Origin of the sequence: Kribbella sp. NBC_00482 (assembly GCF_036013725.1) — a bacterium.
Taxonomy (GTDB): domain Bacteria; phylum Actinomycetota; class Actinomycetes; order Propionibacteriales; family Kribbellaceae; genus Kribbella.
The window spans coordinates 7,612,375-7,635,091 of the sequence record NZ_CP107881.1 but is presented as its reverse complement, the minus strand read 5'-3'; the positions used below and the strand labels follow the sequence as shown (position 1 = coordinate 7,635,091).

Here is a 22,717-nt window from a genome sequence, read left to right as displayed (position 1 = left end):
GACCTAGTTAAGAACGATCGGTACTATCATCTCCCATGTGGACAGCAGCGGGATACGAGGACGTCGCCGAGGCGTTCGAGCGGAACTTCACCGAGCGCGGCGAGCTGGGCGCGGCGTTCGCGGCGTACCACCAGGGCGAGCTGGTGGTCGACCTGTGGGGCGGTACGGCGGACCCCGAGACCGGCCGGGCGTGGGATCGCGACACCGTGCATCTGATGTTCTCCGGGACCAAGGGCCTCACCACCGCGTGCATCCTGCTGCTGGTGCAACGCGGCCGGCTCCAGCTGGACGATCCGGTCAGCCGCTACTGGCCCGAGTTCGGCGCCGAGGGCAAGGAACGTACGACGATCGCGCAGGTGCTGTCCCACCAGGCTCGGCTGGCGTGGGTCGAGGTCGGGTACGCCGACCTGCTCGACCACGACGCGATGGCGGCGCACCTGGCCGCGCAGGTGCCGGCGTCCGATCCGCGCGCCGGGTTCATGTACCACGCGGTGACCTGGGGCTGGCTGCTGGACGAGCTGGTACGCCGAGTGGACGGGCGCACCGTGGGACAGTTCTTCGCGGATGAGTTCGCCGCACCGCTCGGTCTCGACGTGTGGATCGGCCTGCCCGAGGAACTGCACTGGCGGGCGGCGACGATGGTCGCGCCGGACGGCGTCCTGGTCGACGGGCCGTGGAGCGAGCTGAACCGGCCGAATCCGTTGTGGATCCCCGGCTCGGAGAAGATCTGGAACAGCGTCGAGTACCGCACCGCCGGGCTGCCCGCGGTCGGCGGCTACGCGGCGGCTCGTGGGATGGCTCGTTTCTACGCGTCGATGCTCGGCGAGGTGGACGGCGTCCGCGTCCTGACGCCGGCGACCGTCGAGCTGGGGCGGCGCGAGCTGCGGCGTGGCGCCGAGCCGAACTGGGGAACCCCGATGGCGTACGGCGCCGGCTACGAACTGCAGACCGGCGACGGGCGGATGGGCGACCAGCCCGACGCCTTCGGCCACGCCGGGGCAGGCGGCTCGCGACACGGCGCCTGGCCGGGTCGCGAGACCGCCTACTCCTACTTGATGAACGAGGTGCGCATGGGTCCGGACGACCGTTCGCTCACCCTGCTCGAATCGCTCCAGTCACTCAGCCGAGGTAGTCGCGCCACGGACCGGTGATGGCCAGCGTGATCCCCGGCGTCTGGATGTTGACGAAGAGCACCTTGCCGTCGGCGGAGAACGTCGGGCCGGTGAACTCGGAGTCGTTCAGCATGTTCCGGGCGATGGCGTACGTCGGTCCGCCCGGCGTCGCGCTCAGCACGTGGCTCGCGGCCTGACCGTCCTCGGCGAGGATCAGCGAGCCCCACGGCGTCACGGTGACGTTGTCCGGGCCGTCGAAGTTGAGGTCCTGGAACTTCGACCCGGCGGAGTCCGCGGCGGCGTTCTCCGGGAAGTACGTGACCAGCTGGATGGTCTTGGCGTCGTAGTTGTAGAACCAGACCATGCCGTCGTGCGGGACCGCGTCGGCGGGCAGGTCGGCGGTGCCGGACTCGGCGTACGAGTTCACGACGTACACGCCCTGCTTGGTGCCGTAGACGCCCTCGAACTTCTTGCCGCGGGTGATCTGGCCGTCGGTGAACTGGGTGCGCACCGACTTCGTGGCGCCGTCGCGGTCCGGGACCGGAACCCACGCGACCCGGAACGGGCGGAGCAGCTGGGCCGACGTCAGGTACGCGACGTCCGGGATCGGCTTGCCGTCGTCACCGAGGATGGCCAGGGCCTCGAGGGTGCCGAAGTCCTTGTTCTGCAGGTCCTGCCAGCTGCGCGGGCCGAGTTTGTAGCCGCGCGGCGCCGACCAGCGGTAGAAGGTGCCGTTCGGGCCGGAGGCGTCCTCGGACAGGTAGACGTGGGTCCTGTCCTCGTCGATCGCGAGCGCCTCGTGGGCGTACCGGCCGAGCGCCTTCAGCGGCACCGGGTGCGCGGTCTTCCCGTCGCCCCAGACCTCGAAGACGTACCCGTGGTCCTTCAGACGGGTGGTGCCGTTGGCCTTGTTCTCGGTCTCCTCGCAGGTCATCCAGGTGCCCCACGGCGTCGGGCCGCCGGCGCAGTTCGTCAGGGTGCCGGAGATGCCGACCCACTCGCCGAGGTTGGTGCCGTCCTTGCTGACGTCGATGACGGTGCAGCCGCCGGCCGCGCCGACGCCGGCGTCGTACACGGTGCCCTCGATCTGCGGTACGCCGAGATCGGTGGCGCCGCCGATCTCGTGGTTCTGGATCAGCCGGTAGTGGTTCCCGGTGCTGAACACGGCGGTTCCGTCGTGGGCGTTCGGCGTCGCCTGGCCGCTCTTCAGCTTGGTCTCACCGGCCTTGGTGACGACCTTGTACCGGAAGCCGGCCGGCAGCGCGAGGATGCCCTTCGGGTCGTCCAGCAGCGGAGGGAACGGCTTGTGCTGCGGGAACGGCGAACGGTCGCCGTGCGAGGCCGGCGCGGCCTCGGCGAGCGTCGGCACGGCGCCGACGGTGGTGAAGCCGACCCCGGCGGCGCCGACGGCGGCACCTCGGAGGACGGAACGACGATCGACAGACATGGCTTGACTCCTGCTGACTACGTGGACGGGACGTTGCCGCGATCCTTCACGCCGACGGCCGACGGACGGCAAACAGAACTTGAACAACTGGTCATGGGGCCTCCCGGCCTGGACTGAGGAGCGCAGGGAGCGAAGCGACCGGAGCGACGAGGGAAGGCCGGGAGTTACAGCCCCATGACCCGCCGCGCCGGAGGCGTGGCATTTGTACCGTCTGCAACGAACGGCTCCGGCCGAGCGTCTACTGTGGGAGGTGATCATGATGCGCAGTGTGACGACCGTGCTGGCGGCAGCCGTACTTTTGGTTGCGTGTGGCAATGAATCCGTGACTGGAGGGCAACCGTCGATGACGCCGAGCAGCAGTAGTAGTGGTAGCAGCAGCAGCCCCAGTAGTTCCGAGCCTGCGAGCCCGGGCGGCAGTGTGGTCGACCAGGCCAAGGCCGACCTGACGAAGCGGCTGGGGGTGGACGCGGCGCAGGTGACCGTCGTCAGTTCCGAGGAGGTCACTTGGCCCGACGGCAGTCTCGGGTGCCCGGAGCCGGGGATGTACTACACCCAGGCGCTGGTGCCGGGGAACCGGACGATCCTCGAGGCCGGCGGGAAGCAGTACAGCTACCACTCCGGCGCTCACCGGGCACCGTTCCTTTGTGAGCAGCCGCAGTCGCCCAGCCGTTGAAAACTTTCCGGAAAACCGGGTGTATCAACCTGTACCGAGGGTGACTCCGCAGAAGTGGGGGGAGCCTTCGGGCCGTTGCAGGGGGGAGGGCGGCGCGCGGGCACGCAAGGGGGGAGCTGACGCGGTGCGAGAGTCCGGGCGGTCAGGCCGGAAACCGCACCGCGTCGGCGCGTTGCTAGGTGAGTGACGCCAATGCGTCGCCGGCTCGCAGGACCGGCCCGGTGCCCGGCTCGGGCTGTGTGAGCGCGAACGCCAGCAGCGCGTCCGCCGCCTGCTTGGCGCTCTCACCGGTGACCGACATCCGGCCGGCGATCAGACCGGCCACGAGCGGCGTCGCGAACGACGTACCGCTCCATCGGGCCATGCCCGCGAACGAGCGCAACTGGCCGGTGTTCGGCGGCTCGGTGCACTCGTAGTCGCCGGTCAGGAACGCGTTCACCAGGTGCTCGCCCGGTGCGTAGACGTCGACCCAGCCGCCGAAGTTGCTGAACGACGCCCGGTCCCGCCCGTTGTCCGCCAGCGCACCGACGCCGACGGCCTCCGGGAACGCGGCCGGCCAGAAGTAGTCCCTGGACGACTCGTTGCCCGCCGCGGCGACCAGCGTGAGGCCGTTGACGCGGTTCAGCCGGGTCTGCACGAAGACGTCCAGAGCGAGCGGCGCCAGGTCGAACCGCGTCCTGGTGCCCGCCGACAGGCTGATGATGTCGGGCGCCAGATCGAGGATCTCGTCCAGTGCCTGCGCGAGATCGAACTCCCACATCGCACCGGCCGTGGTGAAGTAGCTCTTCACCACGATCTCCACGTTGCGCGCGATCGCCCGCATCACCCCGGCGATGAAGGTCCCGTGACCGGCGTACGGCTTGATGTGCCCGGCCCCGTCGAACGCGTTCTCCGGATCGCCGGTCACCCCGGTCAGCCAGTACGCCGCCGGCGCGTCGGACCAGCCCACATCGAGTACGACGACCTTCACCCCGCGACCGTCCGCGGCGCCCGCGGACAGGAACGGCGTGGGCAGCACCGGGTCCGGCGGAGTACCAGGCGTGACCTCCTCAGGCTCGGTCGCGGGGCACGGGCTGACGCTGGGTGTCACGTAGAACAGGTGTTCCGGTGTGACCACGCCGCGTCCCAGCCGCAGGTCGGCGTACTTGAGGAATCGTTGGGTGAGCGACCGATCTTCCGGTGCTTCGGGCGGCACGCGATCCGGCAGCAGCAGCCGGGTGACGCCGCCGATCCCGCCGTCGTCCGGGCGGCCGCCCTGGAACAGCTCGACGACTCGCGGGACGTCCTTGTCGCGGACCAGGACCGCTCCGGCGCGGTACAGGTAGTCGGCCCCCTCCGGCCGCTTCTCCCAGTCCTCCGGGAACACCTCGACCTGACGCTCGAATGCTCTGAGAATCAGCTCGATCTGAGCAATGTACTTTGGTTCGGTCGTTTGATTTTCCATTTACTTACATCCCCCCTGGACAGTCGAAATGCCCGATACTATTCCAGAATGCCGACGGCAGGGGGGAGTTCCGAGGCGGCAGAAAATCTGCTGCCTCTCGCGTTGTCACGTCCGCACGACGCGATCGCGTCGGCGCGGACGCTGCTGGCCGGTGCGCCGGCGACGGTCGAGGCGTCGATCGCGCACCAGGCCTGGGGCATCGGTCTGCGGCAGCTCGGCGATGTGACGACGGCGGTCCGCGAGTTGCGTACCGCGCTGCGGCTGGCGGAGCAGTCCGGACGGTCCGAGCGGCAGGCGGATGTTCTTGCCACGTTGGGCGCAACACTCGGCCGGGCGGGCCGGAGCCGGGAGGGTCTGGCGCGGCTCGATCGCGCCGTCGACCTCAGCCGCGGTGCGCTGACCGGGCGGGTGCTGGTACGGCGCGCCGACGTACTGCTGGTGCTCGGGCGGCATCGCGAGGCGCTCGACGATCTGCGGTCCGCGATCACGCGGTTGCGGCGGTCCGGCGATCAGGTCTGGGAGGCGCGGTCGCGGAACTATCGCGGATTCATCCAACTCGCTTTGGGCGCTACGTTGCGGGCGGATGCGGATTTCGCGGTCGCGGAGAAGTTGTACGCCGCGACGGGTCAGGAGTTCGAGTACGCCGAGGCTCGGCAGAATCGTGGATTGGTCGCGTACTCGCGGGGCGATCTGCCGGCGGCGCTGCGGTATTTGGACGAGGCGGGCCGGCGGTTCGCCGCAGTCGGTGTGGTGTGGCCGGATCTCGCGATCGATCGGTGCGGCGTACTGCTCGCTGCCGGGCTCAGTACAGAGGCGCTGGCCGAGATGGATCAGGCGATCGCGGCCAAGGGCGGTACGGCGACCAAACGCGGGGAGCTGTGGTTCGCGGCGGCGACTGCTGCGTTAGCGGCGGGCGATCCGGCGGCGGCGCGGGAGCGGGCAGATCGGGCGCGGCGGTTGTTCTCGGCACAGCACCGGGAGTGGTGGTCGGTGCGCTCGTCGATGGTGCAGCTGGAGGCGCGGTATCAGTCGGGAGAACGCGGAGAGCGGTTGCTTCGACGCGTGAGCGCGATGGCTGGTCGGTTGGATGCGTTGGGTGCGTCCGAGGCGTCGGGCGCGCATTTGCTGGCGGGGCGATTGGCATTGGATCTCGGGCGGGCCCGGGCGGCGGATCGTCAGCTGGAATTGGCGGGACGGCATAGCAAGGATGCGCCGCCGATCGCGCGGAGTGCGGCGTGGTTGGGGAAGGCGTTGCGGGCCGAGGCGCGTGGTGAGGTGCGGGGGATGTTGTCGGCGTGCGGTCGCGGGCTCGACGCGTTGGACGAGCATCGGCTCGCGATGGGCGCTACGGAGCTGCGGGCGTTGGCGACCGGTCATGGCGCTGAGCTGGCTGAGCTGGCGCTGCGGGACGCGTTGCGACGGGACGATCCGCGGCGGTTGCTCAGTTGGGGCGAGCGGTGGCGGGCGACGGCGCTCGGGGTGCCGCCGGTGCGGCCGCAGGACGACGAGCAACTCGTCGGCGAGCTCGCGGCGTTGCGGGACGTCGTACGACGGCTGGACGCATCGCCCGATCCGTCGCTTGAGAAGGAACGCCGGCGCCTGGAGAAGACAGTTCGAGATCGCGCATTGAGAGCCCAAGGCAGCGCGCATCGGATCGCACCTCGGTTCGAGGTTGATGAGTTGGTCGGGGCGCTCGGCGAGACTGTGCTTGTCGAGCTGGTTGAGGTTGGTGGGGTGCTGCATGCGGTGGTGGTGCGGGACGGGCGGATCACCCGGCACGAGGTCGGTCCATTGTCTGCCGCGGCACTTGAGGTGGAACGCTCACGGTTCCGCTTGCGCAGGCTGGCTCACGGCCGAGCACATGGTCGACCTCAGGGTGGACCGTCGCTCGAGGTGCTGGGGGTCCGGTTGGGGGACGCGATTCTTGGGGGTGCGCAGGAGTTGCTGGGGGATCGACCGGTGGTGATGGTGCCGCCGGGCAGGTTGCATGCGTTGCCTTGGGGGCTGGTGCCGGCGTTGGCTGATCGGGCCGTGAACGTGGTGCCGTCGGCGGCGACCTGGTTGCGCGCGCGGCAGGTGCGGCCGCCGTCGGACCGTCGTGTCGTGCTGGTGCTCGGGCCGGGCTTGTCGGCGGGCCGCGCCGAGGTCATGGAGCTCGCGAAGCAGTACCCGGACGCGACCGTGCTGGCGGACGGGGACGCGACCGCGGAGAAAGTACTGCGGGAGCTCGACGGCGCCTGGATCGCGCACATCGCGGCGCACGGTACGTTCCGCGCGGACAGTCCGTTGTTCTCGTCGTTGCGGCTCGACGACGGGCCGCTGACCGTGTACGACTTCGAGCGGCTGCGCAGAGCGCCGTACCGGATGGTGTTGTCGAGTTGCGACTCCGGGCTGGCGAAACCGGTCGGCGCCGACGAGCTGCTCGGGTTGAGCAGCAGCCTGATCCCGTTGGGCGCGGCAGGCATCCTGGCGAGCGTCGTACCCGTGAACGATCCGGCAACCGCTCCCTTGATGCTCGCGCTCCACGAGAACCTGCAGGCAGGTCAGTCGCTAGCGGCCGCGTTCGCGTCGGCTCGCGTAGGGACGCGCGGTGATCCGGTGGCCGATGCCGCTGGTCGTTCGTTCGTTGCACTCGGGGCTTGATGTATCAGCAGTCGTCCGGATCGCTCTGTACCAGTAAGAGGGGTATAGCCGAGCGGTCCGGTGAGGAAGGGGGACGGCGTGCGGGACGATCCGACAGTCGTCGACCTGGTCACCAGGGCCAGGGACGGCGAGAAGAATGCATGGGACGAGCTGGTGGAGCGGTACGCGCCGCTCGTCTATTCGGTGTGCCGGCGGTGCGGCCTGGCGCAGCCGGATATCGACGACGTCGGACAGAGCGTGTGGCTGCGGCTGGTCGAGCACCTGCCGGGTCTACGTGAGCCGGCCGCGTTGCCGGGCTGGATCGCGACCACGACCCAGCGAGAGTGCTTTCGGCTGATCCGCGCGACCAGCCGGACAGAGCCGGTGGACTTCGTGCAGGCGCCCGACGTCCCCGAGCAGGCGATCGCCGAAGAGGAAGTACTGCGGCACGAACGCAAGACGATCCTGCGCACCGCGTTCGCGGAACTCTCGCGGCGCTGCCAGGTTCTGCTCGGGTTGCTGATGCAGGACCCGCCGGCGCCGTACGACGAGATCAGCCGGCGCCTCCAGGTGCCGATCGGCAGCATCGGCCCGAACCGGGCCCGCTGCCTGACCCGGCTACGACAGACTCCCGCGCTGGCCCGGCTGGCGGCGGATGGACCCGATGACAGGACGAGGGGGTGAGAGAACCGTGATGGATCCGGACTGGCACGACGACGAGTTGCTGATCGAAGCCCTACGGGACGCGCTGGCGTCCGCGGACGAAGTTCCGTCCGCCTTCGTCGAAGCCGGCAAGGCGGCGTTCGCATGGCGGACCATCGACGCCGAACTGGCGGCGCTCACCTACGACTCCGCACAGGATCCGCTGGACGCGCTGGCGATCCGCTCGGAGAGCGCGATCTTGCGTTCTCTCACGTTCGCCTCCGACGGCTGGACGGTCGAGCTCGAGCTGACGCCGAACGCCGTCCTGGGCCAGCTCGACCCGCCCGACGTCGGCACGGTCACGGCCCGCGGCGACGGCGGCAAGCTGGCCGAGGCGGAGATCGACGAACTCGGCTTCTTCGTTCTCGGCCCGCCACCGAACATCCCCTACCGACTGGTCTGCACGACGCAGTCCGGTACGACGATCCTCACCGGCTGGGTCACGCCCTAGGTTCGCCGCTCAGGCGGCGAAGACCTGGGAGTCGTCCGCGAACGCCTTGAACTCCAGGGCGTTCCCGGCCGGGTCGAGGAAGAACATCGTCCACTGCTCACCGGTCTGGCCCTGGAACCGCACGTACGGCTCGATGACGAACTCGGTGCCGGCCGCCTTCAGCCGCTCGGCGAAGGTCTGGAACTCGTCGACGGTCAGGATCAGGCCGAAGTGCGGCACCGGTACGTCGTGGCCGTCGACCGGGTTGTGGATCCGCTGCGCGCGCTCGGGCGCGACGTGGGTGACGAACTGGTGGCCGCGCAGATTCCAGTCGATCCAGGTGTCGGAACTGCGGCCCTGTTCGAGGCCGAGGACCTCGCCGTAGAAGTGCCGCGCCGCGTCCAGGTCGTCGACAGGCATCGCGAGATGAAACCGGGGGATGGGCGAGTCGAGAACAGTCATATGACCATTCAAGCAGTCGTTTCGTCCCGCTGCTCGACCTCGACGTGTGGGCGAGACTGCCAGAGCGCCCACTCCGCGCTGACATCTCCTGCCGTACGCAGCAACAACGGGAGGTGGTCGTGCAGCAACGTGTCGACTGTGGTCTCGGCCGCGTGCACGGTCACGTTCATCGCGGCCCGCACAGTCCCGGTGCCGTCGCGCACCGGTGCCGCGACCGAGCGAACGCCCGGTGCGAGCTCCTCGTCGGCCAGCGCCCAGCCGCGGGCCCGGATCTCGGTCAGCTCGTCACGCAGTTGTTCCGCGGTCCGGCCGATGTACGGCGGGAGCCCGGCGCGGCTCGGCTGCGCGAGTACGTCGGCGAGTGCGTCGGGGGCGAGCGCCGAGAGCAGCACCTTGCCCTGAGACGTTTGCGCAGCCGGGAACCGAGTGCCGATGTCGACCCGCAGCGCGATCAGCTTCGGCACCGACACGCGGGCGACGTACACGATGTCCGAGCCGTCGAGCTGCGCCATCGACGACGACTCGCCGGTGCGCGCGACGAGGGTCTCGAGGTGCGGCTTCGCGATGTCCCACAGGCCGAGCGAACCGACGTACGCCATGCCGAGCGTCAGCACCTTGGGCGTGAGCTGGAACGAGCCGCCGGTCGTACGAACGAAGCCGAGCTCCTCCAGCGTCAGCAGCAGCCTGCGCGCGGTCGGCCGGGCCAGGCCGGCCGCGGCCGCGACCTCGGTGAGCGACATCGTGCGGTGGTCCACGTCGAAGCAGGCGAGCACGTCCAGCCCACGAGCCAGTGACTCGACGAAGTCCGGACCCGCGCCACGGCCTGCCATCTATCGTCCTCCTGTTGGTTGACTAGGACTCACCGAAGATGGTGCCACGCGCCTCGCGGGTGGAGTCGGACTTGTAGGCCGTGTACTGGTACGGGTTGTCGAGCACCTCGCCCTCCGGCAGTTCCGGGTTCATCCCGCTCAGCCAGGCCTCCTCACCGAGCGCCGACCGCAAGTGGTCGACGGTCGCCTCGACCTCCCGTCGTACGGCGGTCAGGTCGCAGTCGACCAACTGGTGGTTGTGCTTGACCACGCGGCCGTCGACGATCACCGTGTGCACGTCGCCGCGCTGCGCCTGGAACGCCACCTGGCCGTACGGGTTGATCAGCGGGAACGACACCGGTGACGCGTCGTTCTTGATCAGGATCACGTCGGCCTTCTTGCCGGGTTCGAGGCTGCCGAGGTCGTCGCGGCCGAGCGCGCGGGCGCCGCCGCGGGTCGCCCAGTCGACGACGTGTTCGGCCCGCAAATGACTGTGGGTCACGGTGGCGCCCTTCATGTGCGCCTCCAGGTGTTCGCGGGCCCGGTCGGCGCCGAGCGTCGTCCGCATCGCACTGAACAGGTCGCCGCTCCACCACACACTGGTGTCCATCGACAGCGACACCGGAATGTTGTGGCGGCGTACCTGCCAGGTCGGCGGGTAGCCCTGGCCGGCGCTCTGCTCGGACTCGGTGGAGACCGAGATCGAGCCGCCGGTCGCGGCGATCCGCTGGTACGAGTCCGTGGTGAGGGTGGCCGCGTGCACGTAGATGTTCTGCGGCGTCATGAAGCCGTTGTCGTGCATCAGCTTGATGCCGCTGTCGTTGGTCGCACCCCAGACGCCGGCATGGGTGGTGACGCCGACCCCGAGCTCGCGCGCGACCTCGAACGCGCCCCGCTCCGGGAAGGCCGGATCACCGGTCACGTCGAACGCGAGCTGCAGCCCGAGCTGCCCGTCGTCCCGCAGCCGCTCCAGGAACGCGCGCACCGAAGGATCCGCGGACCACTCCCACGGCCCGGCCTGGATGTTGCCGTAGGCAAGAACGAACCGCCCGGGTACGGCGCGCAACGCGTCCGCCGCGGCCTCGGCGTGGTCGACGCTCTGCAGCCCGTGCGACCAGTCGACCGTGGTGGTGACGCCGGCCTCCAGCGACTCCCACGCGGACGTGAGGTTTCCCGCGTGGATGTCCTCCGGGCGGAAGATCTTGCCGTGCTCGAGGTAGTACCAGACGAAGTACTGCGTGAGCGTCCAGTCGGCGCCGTACGCGCGCATCGCGGTCTGCCACATGTGTCGGTGCGTGTCGATCATGCCCGGCATCACGATGCCGCCGGACGCGTCGACGACCTGCGTTCCTTCCGGTACGTCGAGCCGTTCGCCGGGTTGCCCGACGGCTGCGATCCGGTCGCCGTCGATCAGGACGTCGCCGTCCGCGACGACCGTGTGCTGGTCGTCCATCGTCAGCACGGTTCCGCCCCGCAACAGCACTGTGGTCATCGATGCCTCCAAGGAGTTGCCCGGACATACGTCCGTATGACGGTCAACGGGGCGGTCAGACTCACTATCTGAGTGCTGTCCGATGGAGTCAAGAGGCTGTTGACAGCTCGTATGAAGAGATCGAAACTGATGCGGACAAACGTCCGTAGATCGGGAGGTCAGGTGAAGGGACCGCTGTCCGGGCTGCTGGTGGCCGACTTCTCGCGGATCCTGGCCGGTCCGTACGCGACCATGCTGCTCGCCGACCTCGGGGCTGACGTGGTCAAGGTCGAGTCGCCCGGCGGTGACGACACGCGCTCCTGGCAGCCGCCGGTCCGCGAGGGCATCTCGACGTACTACCTCGCGGTGAACCGGAACAAGCGGTCGATCGCGCTCGACCTGAAGGATCCGTCGGACCTGGCGGCGGCGCAGGAACTGGCGCGGCGCGCGGACGTGCTGGTGGAGAACTTCCGGCCGGGCGGGCTGGCGCGCTTCGGCCTCGACTACGAGACCGTTGCCGAGGGCAACGCCAGACTGATCTACGCGTCGATCAGCGGCTTCGGTTCGGGGCCGGGCGGCGCCGAGCTGCCCGGGTACGACCTGATCGTGCAGGCGATCTCCGGGCTGATGAGTCTGACCGGCGCCCCGGACGGTGAACCGTTCCGCGCCGGCATCTCGGTGTTCGACGTGATGGCCGGACTGCACGCGACGATCGGGGTGCTATCGGCCCTCAACCTGCGGCACGAGACCGGACGCGGTCAGCACGTCGAGGTGAATCTGCTGTCGTCGGCGCTGTCCGGGCTGGTGAACCAGTCGAGCGCGTACGTCGCGGGTGGCGTCGTACCGCTGCGGATGGGGAACAGCCATCCGAGCCTGTTTCCGTACGAGCCGCTGCCGTGCGCGGACGGCGAACTGATCATCACGGCCGGGAACAACGGGCAGTTCCGCAAGCTGGTGGAGGTGCTCGGCGTACCCGAGCTGGCCGACGATCCGCGATTCGACCGGAACGAAATGCGCACTGCTCATCGTGACGAGTTGCGGCCGTTGCTGGTGGCGCGGTTGATGACGCGGACCAAGCTCGAGTGGTTCCGGGACATCATCGCGGCCGGGGTGCCGTGCGGGCCGATCAACACCGTCGACGGCGGGGTCGCGTTCGCCGAGGACATCGGGCTGGACCCGGTGGTGACGGTCGGCGAGATCCCGACGGTCCGGAACCCGATCACGTTCTCGGACAGCGCAGCGTCGTACCGGCTGCCACCGCCCGACCTGGACGAACACGGCGCCGAACTACGAAAGTGGCTGATGGAATGACGACTTTCCCGACGTCGCTCGGTACGTCGACGGCCGACGAGATCCGCCTGCTCGGGCAGGATCTGACGGCAGACCTGATGGGCAAGGTCGGCTTCGGCGAGCTGGCGTTTTGGCTCGTCGCCCTGCGCCGGCCCACGCCGTCCGAGACGCGAGTGTTCGAGGCCGTGCTGGTCGCGCTGGCGGATCACGGGTTCACGCCGACGGCGATCGCGGCGCGGCTGACCTATTTGTCCGCGCCGGACTCGTTGCAAGGAGCGTTGGCGGCCGGTCTGCTGGGCGGGGGATCGCGCTTTCTCGGTGTGACTGAGGACTGCGGGATGTTCCTGCACGAGGCGCTTGAAGGACATGAGCTGCCGACTGACGAGGCCGGGTGGGACGAGTTCGCGCTCGAGGTGGTCCGTGGGGTCCAGGGGAAGTTGATCCCGGGGCTCGGGCATCCGGTGCACAAGGTGCAGGACCCGCGGACGCCGGTGCTGATCGGGATCGCCCGTGAAGAAGATCTGGAAGGCCCGCATCTCAAGCTCTTCCAAGCGATCGGGCGGGTGCACGAGCAGGTGCTGGGTCGCAAGCTCCCGTTGAACGGTGCCGGTGTCTGTGGCGCCGCGCTCGCCGACCTCGGGCTGCCGGTCGAGCTGCTGCGTGGATTCGCCTTGCTGGCAAGGGCTGCCGGGCTGCTTGGGCAGCTCGCCGAGGAACGCCGCCGGCCGATCGGCATGGACGCCTACCTGACTGTCGACCGCAACGCCGTGTATGTCGATCCGGAATCCTGAAGGAGCACCACATGGCCACAGTCGCCGCGGTGATCGCCTCCACGCATCATCCGTTCTACTACCGGGCCAGTACCGCGACAGGCGCCGATCGCCCGCCGTTCGCCGACGCGTGGGTGGCGAAGATCGAGGCCTTCCGGGAGACCCTGACGAAGGCGCGGCCGGACATCCTGGTGATGGTCGGCAGCGATCACTTCCACCAGCTGTGGCTGGACAACATGCCGCAGTTCCTGGTCGGCAAGGCGCCGTACTTCGACGCGAACTGGTACAACGAGGAACGCGAGTTCGGGTTGCCGCGGATGCGGCTGGCCGGGGACGAGCAACTCGCCGGCCACATCCTGCGAAACGGGCTGGACGCCGGGTTCGACCTTGCCTTCAGCAACGAACTGCGGATCGACCACAGCATCACCTGCCCGATCATCACGCTCCGCCCGGAGGCGGATCTGCCGATCGTGCCGATCTACACCAACATCTTTGCGCCGCCGTTGCCGCGGCCGGGACGATTCGTCGAACTCGGCCGGACGATCCGGCAGCTGGTGGAGTCGTGGCCGATCGACAAGCGGGTCGCGATCATCGGTACCGGGCACCTGTCGCTCGAGCTCGGCGGGCCGCGGCAGTTCGGTGCGCACGGACCGGACCCGGAGTTCGATCGCAAGGCCGTGGACTGGATCGCGAGCGGCGACCTCGACGGGTGCCTGTCGGAGGTGACGCTGGACAGCCTGCATCTGCCCGGCAACGCGACGCACGGCTTCATGGACTTCATGTTGATGATGGGCGTCGCGGGGGCCGGAGCGAAGGCTGATCACGTCGACTCGCTCGATCTGTTCCACACGATGGAGGCGTACTTCACCTGGTACCCGAACGGAGTGCCGGCATGAGCAAGTACCTACTGAACAAGTTCCTCTACACCGTCGACCGGGATCCTTCGCTCGTGGAGCGCTACCGCGAGGATGCTGCGGGGACGGTTGACTGGTGGGAGCGCGAGCTGGCCAACCAGGTGCTCAACTGTGTGGTCGCGGAGAAGTCCACCTGGCTCGCCTTCACCGACGAGGAGCGTACGGCGCTGCGCGAGCACGACCACGTCAAACTGTTCGCGCTGGGGGCGCATCCGTTCCTGACGCTGACGTTGTTCATCGCGATGTTCGAGCGCGACCACGGGCCGCTCGAGTACCAGAAGGCGTACGGGCGGGCGCTCCAGCACCACGCGCTACCGTATCCGGACATCGCTACCTGAGGAGACCGCGTGCGAGCCGCTGTCCTGCATACCCACGGCGAGCCGCCGTCCCACGCCGAACATCCGGATCCCGTGGCCCGCGAAGGATTCTCGATCGTCCGCGTCACCGCGGCCCCGATCGTGCCACTCGACCTGCTGTGCGCTTCCGGTACGTCGTACTTCGGCCCGCCGGCGCTGCCGTATGTCCCAGGTGTGCAAGGCGTCGGCGTGGTAGAGGAATCGGCGACAGTTGCCCCCGGCACGCGAGTGTTCTTCGCAACCTCGGCCGGGATGGCCGCGGGAGACGGGAGTTTCGCGGAGCGGGCCGCCGTACCCGATGGCGACCTGATCGTGCTGGAGGCGCCGGTGCGGGATGCGGCGGTGGCTGCCATCGGGCTGTCCGGGGTTGCCGGGTGGATGATGCTGACCTCACGAGCACGGATGCAGGTGGGTGAGCGGGTGCTCGTGCTGGGCGGTGGCGGCGCGGTCGGGCAGGTGGCGATCGGGGCGGCCCGGGTGCTCGGGGCCTCACAGGTCGTGGCCGTCGTACGGTCGGATGCGTCGCGGGAGCGGGCGCTGTCGGCAGGTGCTGACGAGGTGGTTGCTCTGAGCACCGATGTCGACGAGTTGACGGCGCGGCTGGGGGAGCCGACGTACGACGTGGTGATCGACTCGGTGTTCGGTGTCGCGGCGACGGCTGCCTCGCGGGCGCTCGCTCCTGGCGGGCGGCTGGTGAACCTTGGTGGGTCGTCGAACGATGAGGCGGTCTTCTCGTCGGCCGTACTGCGGAGCAAGTCGGCGAGCATCCTCGGCTACACGAACAACGCACTTACCACAGACCAACGCCGCGACGCGCTCACCGCCGTACTCCAGCACGCAGCCTCCGGCGAGATCACCGTCGCCTACGACACGGTCACCCTCGCCGACATCACCCCCGCCTGGACCCGCCAGACAACCGGCACCATCCCCGGCCGCCTCGTCCTCACCTTCCCCTGATGTGGGAATAGCCCCCGATGACTGGGGACAGGCTATTGCCTATCTCCAGTCATCGGCGGGGGTCCCGGGATCAGCGGAGGCCGGTGATCAGGCCGTAGGCCTGTGCGTCTTCGGCGGTGAGGACTCGGCCGGTTTCCAGGTCCGTGGCGATCTCGTCGGCGGGGCGTTTGGTTGCCTGGGCGATGAGGTCCCGGAGGCGGGCGGACTGGTGGTCGTGTTGTTCGGAGAGGGTGGCCAGTTCGTTGACGGTGCCGTCGGCCGCGAATCGCGGTGCGGAGAGGACGAACGTCGTGTGGCGGTGGGCCTCGCGCTGTTCGGCGGCGGCGAGTACGGCGATCGCGGGGCCGCGGACCGTGCCACGGGCGAGGACGTGGACGGGAGCGGTGATCAGGTCGATCGCGGCGGCGACGGAGAGGGATGCCTCCAGGTCGGACTCCGTCGACGACAGGTGCAGCGTGACCGGGTCGTTGCCCTGGGCATTCAGTAGGAGCAGCTGCGAGGCGACGTGGTTCGCGAGCGAGTCGTCGAGCCGGCCGCCGATCAGGATCACCCGCTCCGCCAGCAGCCGATCGGCGAGCTCCCGCTCGAGCGTGATCGACGTCGGCTCGTACCAGGACGGCAGGATCGGCTGCGGTGCCGGCTGCTCCGGTACCCCGGGCCGTGGGATCCCAGGAATCTCGGGCCAAGGCCGCCCCGGGACCCCGGGCTGTCCCGGAACGGTCGCGGCCGACTGTTGTTCGACGTACATGTGTGTCCTCCTTCGACACCTCCACCCTGAGGCAGCGGGCGACTGGGGAGAAGGCTGTTCCGCTGTCAGCAGACGGACAGCCGAGTGATCGCGCCGATGACCTTGTCCCAGAAGGCGTCCCGGTCGAGGTCGACGGCGATCCGTGCGTTCGCGGGGCGCCCGGTGTAACCGTCCAGGTCCACGACCGTGGCCCCGGCGGTCCACTCGCCGGCTGTTTCGATCACCAGATTCGCTTCGACGCACCGCACGATCGCCGGATCGATGACCCTCGCCACCGCGACCGGATCGTGCAGCGGCGGCGCCTCGAACCCGAACAGCTCCCGGTACGTCGACGCGAAGAACGTCATCCACTCGCTGCAGATCCGCGCGAGCGGCGTCCCGATCCGCTCGAGCCGCGCGAGTACGTCGTCCGTCACGAGCGCCTGATGCGTCACGTTCAACCCGCACATCGTGAACGGAACGCCCGACCGAACCACTACGTCCGCCGCCTCCGGATCGACATACGCGTTGGCCTCGGCGAGCGGCGCGATGTTGCCGCGCTCGGTGGATCCGCCCATCCAGACGATCTCAGTGATGTTCGCGGCGAGACCGGGTTCGTCGACGAGCAGCCGCGCGATGTTCGTCAGCGCCCCGGTCGCGACGATCGTCGCCGGTTTGGAGCGCAGTACGTCGACCAGCAGCTCCTGCGCCGAGTACGGCGACTCCGGGACCGACGGCTCGTCCGTGAACTGCGGGCCGTCGAGCCCGGTGCTGCCGTGGACGTCGTCGGCGATGCGCAACCGGCGTACCAACGGCCGGTCGGCGCCCCGCGCGACGGGGATGTCGGAGGCACCTGCGAGGGAGAGGACGCGACGGGCGTTCACGGTGCATTTGTCGACGGTGTGGTTGCCCGCCACGGTCGTCACGGCGAGCAGTTCGACGGCCGGATCGGCGACCGCGAGCAGGATCGCCAGCGCGTCGTCGTGGCCGGGATCGCAGTCGAGGATGAGGGGCCAGGTCATGGGGCCTCCCGGCCTGGACTGAGGAGCGGAGGGAGCGAAGCGACCGGAGCGACGAGGGAAGGCCGGGAGTTCCAGCCCCATGACCCGCCGCGCCGGAGGCGTGGCATCAGGACAGCCATGCGCCAGGGTACGACGGCCTATCAAGGAGGGAGTTGTTGCTGGGTCGGTGGGGATTCAGGTCCTATGTTGGCTTCATGAGCGAGAAGGAGCCGCCGGCGAAGGACGAGTCCAGCGCCGACCGGGGCCAGGGTGCCGACCAGGGTGATCGGAAGAACGACGGACCGCAGCGGCCGCACAAGCCGTGGCGGACCGAGGGACTGCCGGCCGGGCACGGCGACGACGACAAGCCTCGCCGGCCGCGGTGGTGGAAGTGGACCGCGTGGATCGTCGGCGGGTACCTGGTGCTCTTCCTGCTCACCACGATGCAGGACCAGCTGTCCGGCGGCGAGGAGACCATCGCCTACACCGACTTCACCGTGCAGGTGCAGAAGCAGAACGTCGCCGAGATCTTCTCCCGCGGCGACACCATCCAGGGCCGGCTGAAGCAGGCTGCGGAGGTGCCGGGCAAGAGCGGGTCGACGTACACGAAGTTCACCACCGAGCGGCCGACGTTCGCCAACGACAACCTGTACGGCGACCTGCAGAAGGGCGGCGCCACGGTCCGGGCGACCCCGGTGGTCGCGCAGCGCGGCGTGCTGTGGAACCTGCTGATCTCGCTCGGCCCGTTCATCCTGATCGCCGCGTTCTACTTCTGGCTGTTCCGGCGGAGCCGGGCGGGTGGCGGTCTGGGCGGACTGCTCGGCGGGGGTGGTGGCCAGCAGAAGAAGCCGGTCGACCCGAGCACGGTGCGGGTGACGTTCGCGGACGTCGCGGGGATCGACGAGGTCGAATCCGAGATCGAGGAGGTCGTCGATTACCTGAAGGACCCGGAGAAGTACCGGCGGCTCGGGGCGCGGGCGCCGAAGGGCGTGCTGCTGGCCGGCGCGCCCGGGACCGGGAAGACGCTGCTCGCGCGGGCGACCGCGGGGGAGGCCGGGGTGCCCTTCTTCTCCGCGAGTGCCTCGGAATTCATCGAGATGATCGTGGGCGTCGGCGCGAGCCGGGTGCGGGAACTGTTCGGCGAGGCGCGGAAGGTGGCGCCGGCGATCATCTTCATCGACGAGATCGACACCATCGGACGCGCCCGCGGCGGTGCCCGGTCGGTCGGCGGGCACGACGAGGGCGAGCAGACGCTGAACCAGATCCTCACCGAGATGGACGGGTTCTCCGGTACCGAGGGCGTCGTGGTGCTCGCCGCCACGAACCGTGCCGACGTACTCGACCCGGCGCTGCTCCGGCCCGGCCGGTTCGACCGGACGATCACGGTGCACGCGCCGGACCAACCTGGGCGCGAGGCGATCCTCAAGGTGCACGCGCGCGGGAAGCCGCTTGCACCGGACGCCGACCTGGCTGCGCTGTCCCGGTCCACGCCCGGCATGACCGGCGCCGACCTGGCCAACCTCCTGAACGAGGCGGCGCTTGCGGCGGCCCGGCAGGGCGAGTCGCAGATCACCCATCGCGACCTGACCGACGCGCTCGAGAAGGTCCAGCTCGGGACCGCGCGGAACGTGGTGATGCCGGAGGAGGAGCGCCGGCGGACGGCGTACCACGAAGGCGGGCACGCGCTGCTCGGCATGATCCAGAAGGGCGCGGACCCGGTCCGGAAGGTGTCGATCATTCCGCGCGGGCGGGCGCTCGGGGTGACGCTGTCGACGCCGGAGTCCGATCGGTACGGGTACGACGTGGACTACCTACGCGGGCGAATCATCGGGGCGCTTGGTGGGATGGCGGCCGAGCAGGAGGTTCTCGGTGTCGTGACCACGGGTGCCGAGAGCGACCTGGAGACGGCAACGCGGATCGCCCGGTCGATGGTGGGCCGGTGGGGTATGTCGGACGCGATCGGCCCGGTGTCGATCCTTCCGGCCGAGGGTGACGCGCGTTCCGCGGGAGTTTCGGACGAGCTGCTCAACACTGTCGACGAGGAGGTACGCCGACTCATCGAGCAGTGCTACGCCGAGGCGCGCCGCCTGCTGCGCGAGAACCGGCCGAAGCTCGACTCGATCGCCGCCCAGCTCCTCGAACACGAAACCCTCGACGAGGCCGACGCCTACGCCGCCGCCGGCATCACCCACCGTTCCCGCACCCCAGCACCCGAACCCCAACCTGCTCCCCGCGACAGCGCTTAGCGCCACGCGCGCAGGCCCGGGGCGGGGAACCCTGCCCACCTGTACCAGCCAGCAGAGTTCCCCGTTCCCGGGAACAGCACCTATCCGATAGTGACGGTCTGTCCTAGGTCGTTGTAACCGGTGCTCGGCTGCCAGGTGCCGTCATTGGCGAGGCGGATCGAGTACTCGGGACGGGTGGACAGGAGCGGGTCCGGCAGGTTGATCAGCAAGCGGTACTTGCCGGGGACAGGCGGTGCGGCGACCTTCCAGTTCAGGTCGGTCGTCGTACCGCTTCCCCAGCGACGGGGATCGGCCGGCACGTTGACCTTGAACGTGTGCTTGTCGTTCTGGAAGACCAGCTGCACCCGGTGCGGGTTGTACGGCGCTGCCCATCCGTCGTTGCGGATCTTCACCCCGACGTTGACCTGGCCGCGCGGCCTCGCCTTGGTCGTGACCGTGCTCTGGGTGAGCGCGAACCGGTAGCCGAGCTTCTGCTTGACGACCTCGATGTTGTCGCCCCAGGTGTTGAGCACGTCCTTGTTGTAGTCGGTGTTGAGGAACGAGAAGTGCAGCCGGGCCATTTCGGCGGACGCCGAGTCCCAGTCCGACCGCGGAGAGTTGACCGCGCAGGTCTCGCCGCCCTCGGGGACGTAATTGGTGTCCTGGGCAACGAAGTCCTTGTCCAGCTCGACCGGGTCGCTGAGATACGTCCCGAAGTCGTCCGGGCTGGCCAGGAAGCAGTCGTTGTGATGCCCCACCCGCGCCAGCGGCGAGCCGTCGTACGCCTGATCCTCGGAGACCGCTCCCTCGGTTCCCGTCGGTACGTCGAACATCCGCTGCTTCATGTACGGCGTACGGACCTGGACCATGCGGTCCTTGGGGAGCGCTCTCAGCAGGGCCGTGACGACGGCCTTGCGGTCGGCCCAGTTCTGGTCCGAGACCTGGCTCGGGTCCTGCGGGTTGCTGAAATGGTCGGTGTAGTAGCCCTCGCCCCACAGGCCGACGAAGCCGGACTGGACGAGCTCGATCACGTCGGCGTTCTGGCGCAGTACCGGTGTGAGTTGCTGGATGTGCTTGAGCACGCGGGCGACCGGTGCGTCGCCGTACGGCGTCGGCGGCGGCCAGCCGTCACCGGGCAGCGCGTACGCGAACCGGACGATCACCTTGATCCCGGCCGCGCGGGCGGTGCGGAAGTCGGCGCGGACCAGGTCGAGGTACTGCTTGTCGATCACGTCCCGGCTCGCGAACTTCTCCAGGTAGAACACGCGCAGGATCTGCGTGATGTTCTCCTGGGTGCGGAAGTTGCGCAGGGTGGTGACGTTCAGCGGGACGTAGCCGGTGTTGTCGGCCTTGTAGTGCGTCTCGGTGTGGTGATAGAACCCGCGCTCCGGGTTGGCGATCACCTCGTCGCTGGTCGCGTACGTGCGGGTCGTGGTCGGGGCGCCGTGCGCCATCGCTGCCTGGGTGGGCAGCAGCAGACCGATCGCCGCGAGAGCTGTGACAAGCCGTCTCATCAGAATCTCCTAGCTGACAGTGAGTGTGTGCAGGAGCGAGTTCATCCCGGTCGCCGCGTCCCACGTGCTTTGGTTCGCGAGGCGGATCGAGTACTCGGGGCGGGTGGACAGGAGCGGATCCGGCAGGTTGAGCAGCAGGGCGTACGAACCGGCCGGAAGACTGCTGGGCACGGTGAGGGTCTGCGACACCGTGGTCGACGTACCCGCGGTCCAGCGGCGTGCGTCGGAGGCGATCGGGAGCTTGTAGGTGGTGCCCGTCGAGGTGTTCCGCAGTACCAGTTCGAGGTTGCGCGGGTTGAACGGCGTGGCGTAGCCGTCGTTGTGGACGGTGAAGCTGATCGGCAGGCTGCCGCCGGGGGAGGCGGTCGCCGGGTAGGTGCCGGACTCCAGGCGGAAGCGGTAGCCGAGGTTCTTGCTGACGGTCGCCAGGCAGCCGCCGCTGTTCCACGAGTTGAGGACGTTGGGCTCGTAGTCGGTGTTGATGAACGACCAGTGGAACTGCGCGAGTTCGGCGGTCGCGGTCGGGCACTGGGAGCGCGGTGCGTTCACACCGCAGGTCTCACCGCCCATCGCGACGTACGTCGTCTCGGCCTGCAGGTACGGGTACTCGACGGACGGGTTCTCGTAGGTGCCGAAGTCGTCGGCGCTGGCGAGGAAGCAGTCGTTGTGGTGACCGATCCGGGACAGGCTGGATCCGTTGTAGGCGTCGCCGGGCTGGACCGGGGTGGTCGAGTACATGGTCCGCTTGAACTTCGGCGTCCGGAGCTGAATCATCCGGGTCGACGGCACGACACTCAGCAGTTTGTCGGTGACGGCCTTGCGGTTCGCCCAGTCGGTGGCCGACACGACGCCGGCGTTGCCGAAGTTCTGCGTGTAGTACCACTCACCCCAGGCGCCGATCAGACCGGTCTGGACGACGGCGATCACGTCCTTGCCGGCGGCGAGGTACGGCGCCAACTGGTCGAGATGCGCCAGTACGCGGTCCTTCGTGGCGTCGTCGCCTGTGGTGGACGTGGTGTAGGTGAGACGGAGCACCATCTTGAGGCCGGACGCGCGGACCGTGGCGAGTTGCTGCTGCAACTGGTCGAGGGCGGCCTGGGCGATCGGGCCGTTCTTGTACTCGGCCAGGTAGAAGACGCACATCACCAGCGAGATGCCCTGGCTGGTGCGGTAGCTCGCCAGAGTGGACTGGGAGAAGTCGGCTTTGTCGCAGTCGCCGGTGTGGTGGTAGAAGCCGCGCTCGGGATTCGCGAAGTTCTCGGTCGACGGGGTGTAGGACACGTCTCCGCCGCTGGTGCCGCCGGTGTAGGTCTGCGTGTACTTCGCGGACGTCTCGAGTGGGGCCTCCGCTTGGAAGATCAGGTCGGCGTCGTTCGGGGTGGCGGTCTCGCCGAGGTCCGCTCGGTCGACCGTCCACTGGGCGACGCCGCCGGTGTTGGTGAAGGTGACGGATCGGACGAGCGTCCAGCTCCAGCCGGTGCCGGTGTGCTGGTAGAGGCTGCCGTTCTCGAGCAGGTAGTCAGATCCGGTGCCGCCTTGGGCGAACCCGGTGGAGGGGTTGCGGTCCGTGTCGACGTACACGCGGAGGAACTGCGGGGTGCCGGTGTAGGAGAAGCGGTAGGTGACCGTCGTGGCGGTGTTGGTCGCGGTGGCGCCGCTGATCGTCGCGCTGGCAGGGGAGACCAGCAGGGTGGCGAGCAGGGCGCAGGCGGTGGCAAGGGTGGTCAGGAGTCGGTACGGACGCATCACGATGCTTCCTCTCGCTGGGCGGGGCGATGGGGATAATCATGG

General features: G+C 68.9%; 20 protein-coding genes. 11 read left to right on the top strand and 9 right to left on the bottom strand.

Annotated elements, in window-relative coordinates; translation table 11 throughout:
• Window positions 1-35: 35 nt before the first annotated feature.
• Complete coding sequence (locus OHB24_RS36925) at window positions 36-1,151, top strand: serine hydrolase domain-containing protein (RefSeq protein WP_327635562.1); 1,116 nt, start codon at window positions 36-38, stop codon at window positions 1,149-1,151.
• On the opposite strand, the gene OHB24_RS36920 is transcribed toward OHB24_RS36925, so the two are convergent.
• The gene (locus OHB24_RS36920) at window positions 1,120-2,559 is read right to left on the bottom strand and encodes an alkaline phosphatase PhoX (RefSeq protein ID WP_327635561.1); all 1,440 of its coding nucleotides are present in this window, start codon (window positions 2,557-2,559) and stop codon (window positions 1,120-1,122) included. The two genes, OHB24_RS36925 and OHB24_RS36920, sit on opposite strands and share 32 nt — an antisense overlap.
• 256 nt (window positions 2,560-2,815) lie before the next feature.
• On the opposite strand from OHB24_RS36920, the gene OHB24_RS36915 reads away from it, so the two are divergent.
• On the top strand, window positions 2,816-3,232 hold the full coding sequence (locus OHB24_RS36915; protein WP_327635560.1) for a hypothetical protein: 417 nt from the start codon (window positions 2,816-2,818) through the stop codon (window positions 3,230-3,232).
• A 175-nt stretch (window positions 3,233-3,407) separates the two neighbouring features.
• Here OHB24_RS36915 and OHB24_RS36910 read toward each other — a convergent pair whose 3' ends face one another.
• Window positions 3,408-4,676: a S8 family peptidase gene (locus OHB24_RS36910; RefSeq protein ID WP_327635559.1), complete on the bottom strand. Its 1,269-nt coding sequence runs from the start codon at window positions 4,674-4,676 to the stop codon at window positions 3,408-3,410.
• Between the two features lie 48 nt (window positions 4,677-4,724).
• Here OHB24_RS36910 and OHB24_RS36905 point away from each other — a divergent pair, with 48 nt between their 5' ends.
• The 3 genes from OHB24_RS36905 to OHB24_RS36895 all read left to right on the top strand — a co-directional run bounded on the left by OHB24_RS36905 (window position 4,725) and on the right by OHB24_RS36895 (window position 8,451).
• Window positions 4,725-7,319 (top strand): CHAT domain-containing protein, encoded by a 2,595-nt coding sequence (locus tag OHB24_RS36905; RefSeq protein WP_327635558.1) that lies wholly within the window; start codon window positions 4,725-4,727, stop codon window positions 7,317-7,319.
• Window positions 7,320-7,397: 78 nt separating this feature from the next.
• Complete coding sequence (locus tag OHB24_RS36900) at window positions 7,398-7,982, top strand: RNA polymerase sigma factor (RefSeq protein WP_327635557.1); 585 nt, start codon at window positions 7,398-7,400, stop codon at window positions 7,980-7,982.
• The gene (locus OHB24_RS36895) at window positions 7,963-8,451 is read left to right on the top strand and encodes a hypothetical protein (protein ID WP_327635556.1); all 489 of its coding nucleotides are present in this window, start codon (window positions 7,963-7,965) and stop codon (window positions 8,449-8,451) included. Before OHB24_RS36900 ends, OHB24_RS36895 begins: the two co-directional genes overlap by 20 nt.
• A 9-nt stretch (window positions 8,452-8,460) precedes the next feature.
• Here OHB24_RS36895 and OHB24_RS36890 read toward each other — a convergent pair whose 3' ends face one another.
• Genes OHB24_RS36890 through OHB24_RS36880 form a run of 3 tightly spaced genes read right to left on the bottom strand, consistent with a single transcriptional unit; the run spans window position 8,461 to window position 11,193 of the window.
• The gene (locus OHB24_RS36890) at window positions 8,461-8,892 is read right to left on the bottom strand and encodes a VOC family protein (RefSeq protein ID WP_442913935.1); all 432 of its coding nucleotides are present in this window, start codon (window positions 8,890-8,892) and stop codon (window positions 8,461-8,463) included.
• A gap of 8 nt (window positions 8,893-8,900) precedes the next feature.
• On the bottom strand, window positions 8,901-9,722 hold the full coding sequence (locus OHB24_RS36885; protein ID WP_327635554.1) for an IclR family transcriptional regulator domain-containing protein: 822 nt from the start codon (window positions 9,720-9,722) through the stop codon (window positions 8,901-8,903).
• Window positions 9,723-9,744: 22 nt separating this feature from the next.
• Window positions 9,745-11,193: an amidohydrolase family protein gene (locus OHB24_RS36880; RefSeq protein WP_327635553.1), complete on the bottom strand. Its 1,449-nt coding sequence runs from the start codon at window positions 11,191-11,193 to the stop codon at window positions 9,745-9,747.
• Window positions 11,194-11,355: 162 nt separating this feature from the next.
• On the opposite strand from OHB24_RS36880, the gene OHB24_RS36875 reads away from it, so the two are divergent.
• From OHB24_RS36875 to OHB24_RS36855, 5 genes are read left to right on the top strand one after another with little or no spacing between them, the layout of a single operon-like run.
• Entirely contained in the window at window positions 11,356-12,483 is a 1,128-nt protein-coding gene (locus OHB24_RS36875) for a CaiB/BaiF CoA transferase family protein (RefSeq protein WP_327635552.1), read from the top strand.
• Entirely contained in the window at window positions 12,480-13,253 is a 774-nt protein-coding gene (locus OHB24_RS36870) for a citryl-CoA lyase (RefSeq protein ID WP_327635551.1), read from the top strand. Before OHB24_RS36875 ends, OHB24_RS36870 begins: the two co-directional genes overlap by 4 nt.
• Before the next feature lie 11 nt (window positions 13,254-13,264).
• Window positions 13,265-14,128, top strand: a complete 864-nt coding sequence (locus tag OHB24_RS36865; RefSeq protein ID WP_327635550.1) for a hypothetical protein — start codon at window positions 13,265-13,267, stop codon at window positions 14,126-14,128.
• On the top strand, window positions 14,125-14,484 hold the full coding sequence (locus OHB24_RS36860) for a hypothetical protein (protein WP_327635549.1): 360 nt from the start codon (window positions 14,125-14,127) through the stop codon (window positions 14,482-14,484). The genes OHB24_RS36865 and OHB24_RS36860 overlap by 4 nt, the downstream gene beginning before the upstream one ends.
• A 9-nt stretch (window positions 14,485-14,493) precedes the next feature.
• Window positions 14,494-15,459 (top strand): zinc-binding alcohol dehydrogenase family protein, encoded by a 966-nt coding sequence (locus OHB24_RS36855; protein ID WP_327635548.1) that lies wholly within the window; start codon window positions 14,494-14,496, stop codon window positions 15,457-15,459.
• Window positions 15,460-15,529: 70 nt separating this feature from the next.
• Here OHB24_RS36855 and OHB24_RS36850 read toward each other — a convergent pair whose 3' ends face one another.
• Both OHB24_RS36850 and OHB24_RS36845 read right to left on the bottom strand, forming a co-directional pair.
• Window positions 15,530-16,207, bottom strand: a complete 678-nt coding sequence (locus tag OHB24_RS36850) for a ClpP family protease (protein ID WP_327635547.1) — start codon at window positions 16,205-16,207, stop codon at window positions 15,530-15,532.
• Between the two features lie 65 nt (window positions 16,208-16,272).
• Window positions 16,273-17,208 carry a nucleoside hydrolase gene (locus OHB24_RS36845; protein WP_327635546.1) on the bottom strand — a complete coding sequence of 312 codons (936 nt, stop codon included), beginning with the start codon at window positions 17,206-17,208 and terminating at the stop codon, window positions 16,273-16,275.
• 194 nt (window positions 17,209-17,402) lie between these two features.
• Here OHB24_RS36845 and ftsH point away from each other — a divergent pair, with 194 nt between their 5' ends.
• Window positions 17,403-19,433: an ATP-dependent zinc metalloprotease FtsH gene (ftsH, locus tag OHB24_RS36840; protein WP_327635545.1), complete on the top strand. Its 2,031-nt coding sequence runs from the start codon at window positions 17,403-17,405 to the stop codon at window positions 19,431-19,433.
• Between the two features lie 80 nt (window positions 19,434-19,513).
• Here the strand turns inward: ftsH and OHB24_RS36835 are convergent, their stop codons facing one another.
• Both OHB24_RS36835 and OHB24_RS36830 read right to left on the bottom strand, forming a co-directional pair.
• Window positions 19,514-20,926 (bottom strand): DUF4832 domain-containing protein, encoded by a 1,413-nt coding sequence (locus tag OHB24_RS36835; RefSeq protein ID WP_327635544.1) that lies wholly within the window; start codon window positions 20,924-20,926, stop codon window positions 19,514-19,516.
• A 9-nt stretch (window positions 20,927-20,935) separates the two neighbouring features.
• Complete coding sequence (locus OHB24_RS36830) at window positions 20,936-22,672, bottom strand: DUF4832 domain-containing protein (RefSeq protein WP_327641144.1); 1,737 nt, start codon at window positions 22,670-22,672, stop codon at window positions 20,936-20,938.
• Between the last annotated feature and the right edge of the window lie 45 nt (window positions 22,673-22,717).

What these genes read in the sequence shown, in the direction of transcription:
- OHB24_RS36925 (WP_327635562.1), top strand. Translation starts at nt 36, where the DNA reads ATGTGGACAGCAGCGGGATACGAGGACGTCGCCGAGGCGTTCGAGCGG.
- OHB24_RS36920 (WP_327635561.1), bottom strand. Translation starts at nt 2,559, where the DNA reads ATGTCTGTCGATCGTCGTTCCGTCCTCCGAGGTGCCGCCGTCGGCGCC.
- OHB24_RS36915 (WP_327635560.1), top strand. Translation starts at nt 2,816, where the DNA reads ATGATGCGCAGTGTGACGACCGTGCTGGCGGCAGCCGTACTTTTGGTT.
- OHB24_RS36910 (WP_327635559.1), bottom strand. Translation starts at nt 4,676, where the DNA reads ATGGAAAATCAAACGACCGAACCAAAGTACATTGCTCAGATCGAGCTG.
- OHB24_RS36905 (WP_327635558.1), top strand. Translation starts at nt 4,725, where the DNA reads ATGCCGACGGCAGGGGGGAGTTCCGAGGCGGCAGAAAATCTGCTGCCT.
- OHB24_RS36895 (WP_327635556.1), top strand. Translation starts at nt 7,963, where the DNA reads ATGACAGGACGAGGGGGTGAGAGAACCGTGATGGATCCGGACTGGCAC.
- OHB24_RS36890 (WP_442913935.1), bottom strand. Translation starts at nt 8,892, where the DNA reads ATGACTGTTCTCGACTCGCCCATCCCCCGGTTTCATCTCGCGATGCCT.
- OHB24_RS36885 (WP_327635554.1), bottom strand. Translation starts at nt 9,722, where the DNA reads ATGGCAGGCCGTGGCGCGGGTCCGGACTTCGTCGAGTCACTGGCTCGT.
- OHB24_RS36880 (WP_327635553.1), bottom strand. Translation starts at nt 11,193, where the DNA reads ATGACCACAGTGCTGTTGCGGGGCGGAACCGTGCTGACGATGGACGAC.
- OHB24_RS36870 (WP_327635551.1), top strand. Translation starts at nt 12,480, where the DNA reads ATGACGACTTTCCCGACGTCGCTCGGTACGTCGACGGCCGACGAGATC.
- OHB24_RS36865 (WP_327635550.1), top strand. Translation starts at nt 13,265, where the DNA reads ATGGCCACAGTCGCCGCGGTGATCGCCTCCACGCATCATCCGTTCTAC.
- OHB24_RS36860 (WP_327635549.1), top strand. Translation starts at nt 14,125, where the DNA reads ATGAGCAAGTACCTACTGAACAAGTTCCTCTACACCGTCGACCGGGAT.
- OHB24_RS36850 (WP_327635547.1), bottom strand. Translation starts at nt 16,207, where the DNA reads ATGTACGTCGAACAACAGTCGGCCGCGACCGTTCCGGGACAGCCCGGG.
- OHB24_RS36845 (WP_327635546.1), bottom strand. Translation starts at nt 17,208, where the DNA reads ATGACCTGGCCCCTCATCCTCGACTGCGATCCCGGCCACGACGACGCG.
- ftsH (WP_327635545.1), top strand. Translation starts at nt 17,403, where the DNA reads ATGAGCGAGAAGGAGCCGCCGGCGAAGGACGAGTCCAGCGCCGACCGG.
- OHB24_RS36835 (WP_327635544.1), bottom strand. Translation starts at nt 20,926, where the DNA reads ATGAGACGGCTTGTCACAGCTCTCGCGGCGATCGGTCTGCTGCTGCCC.
- OHB24_RS36830 (WP_327641144.1), bottom strand. Translation starts at nt 22,672, where the DNA reads ATGCGTCCGTACCGACTCCTGACCACCCTTGCCACCGCCTGCGCCCTG.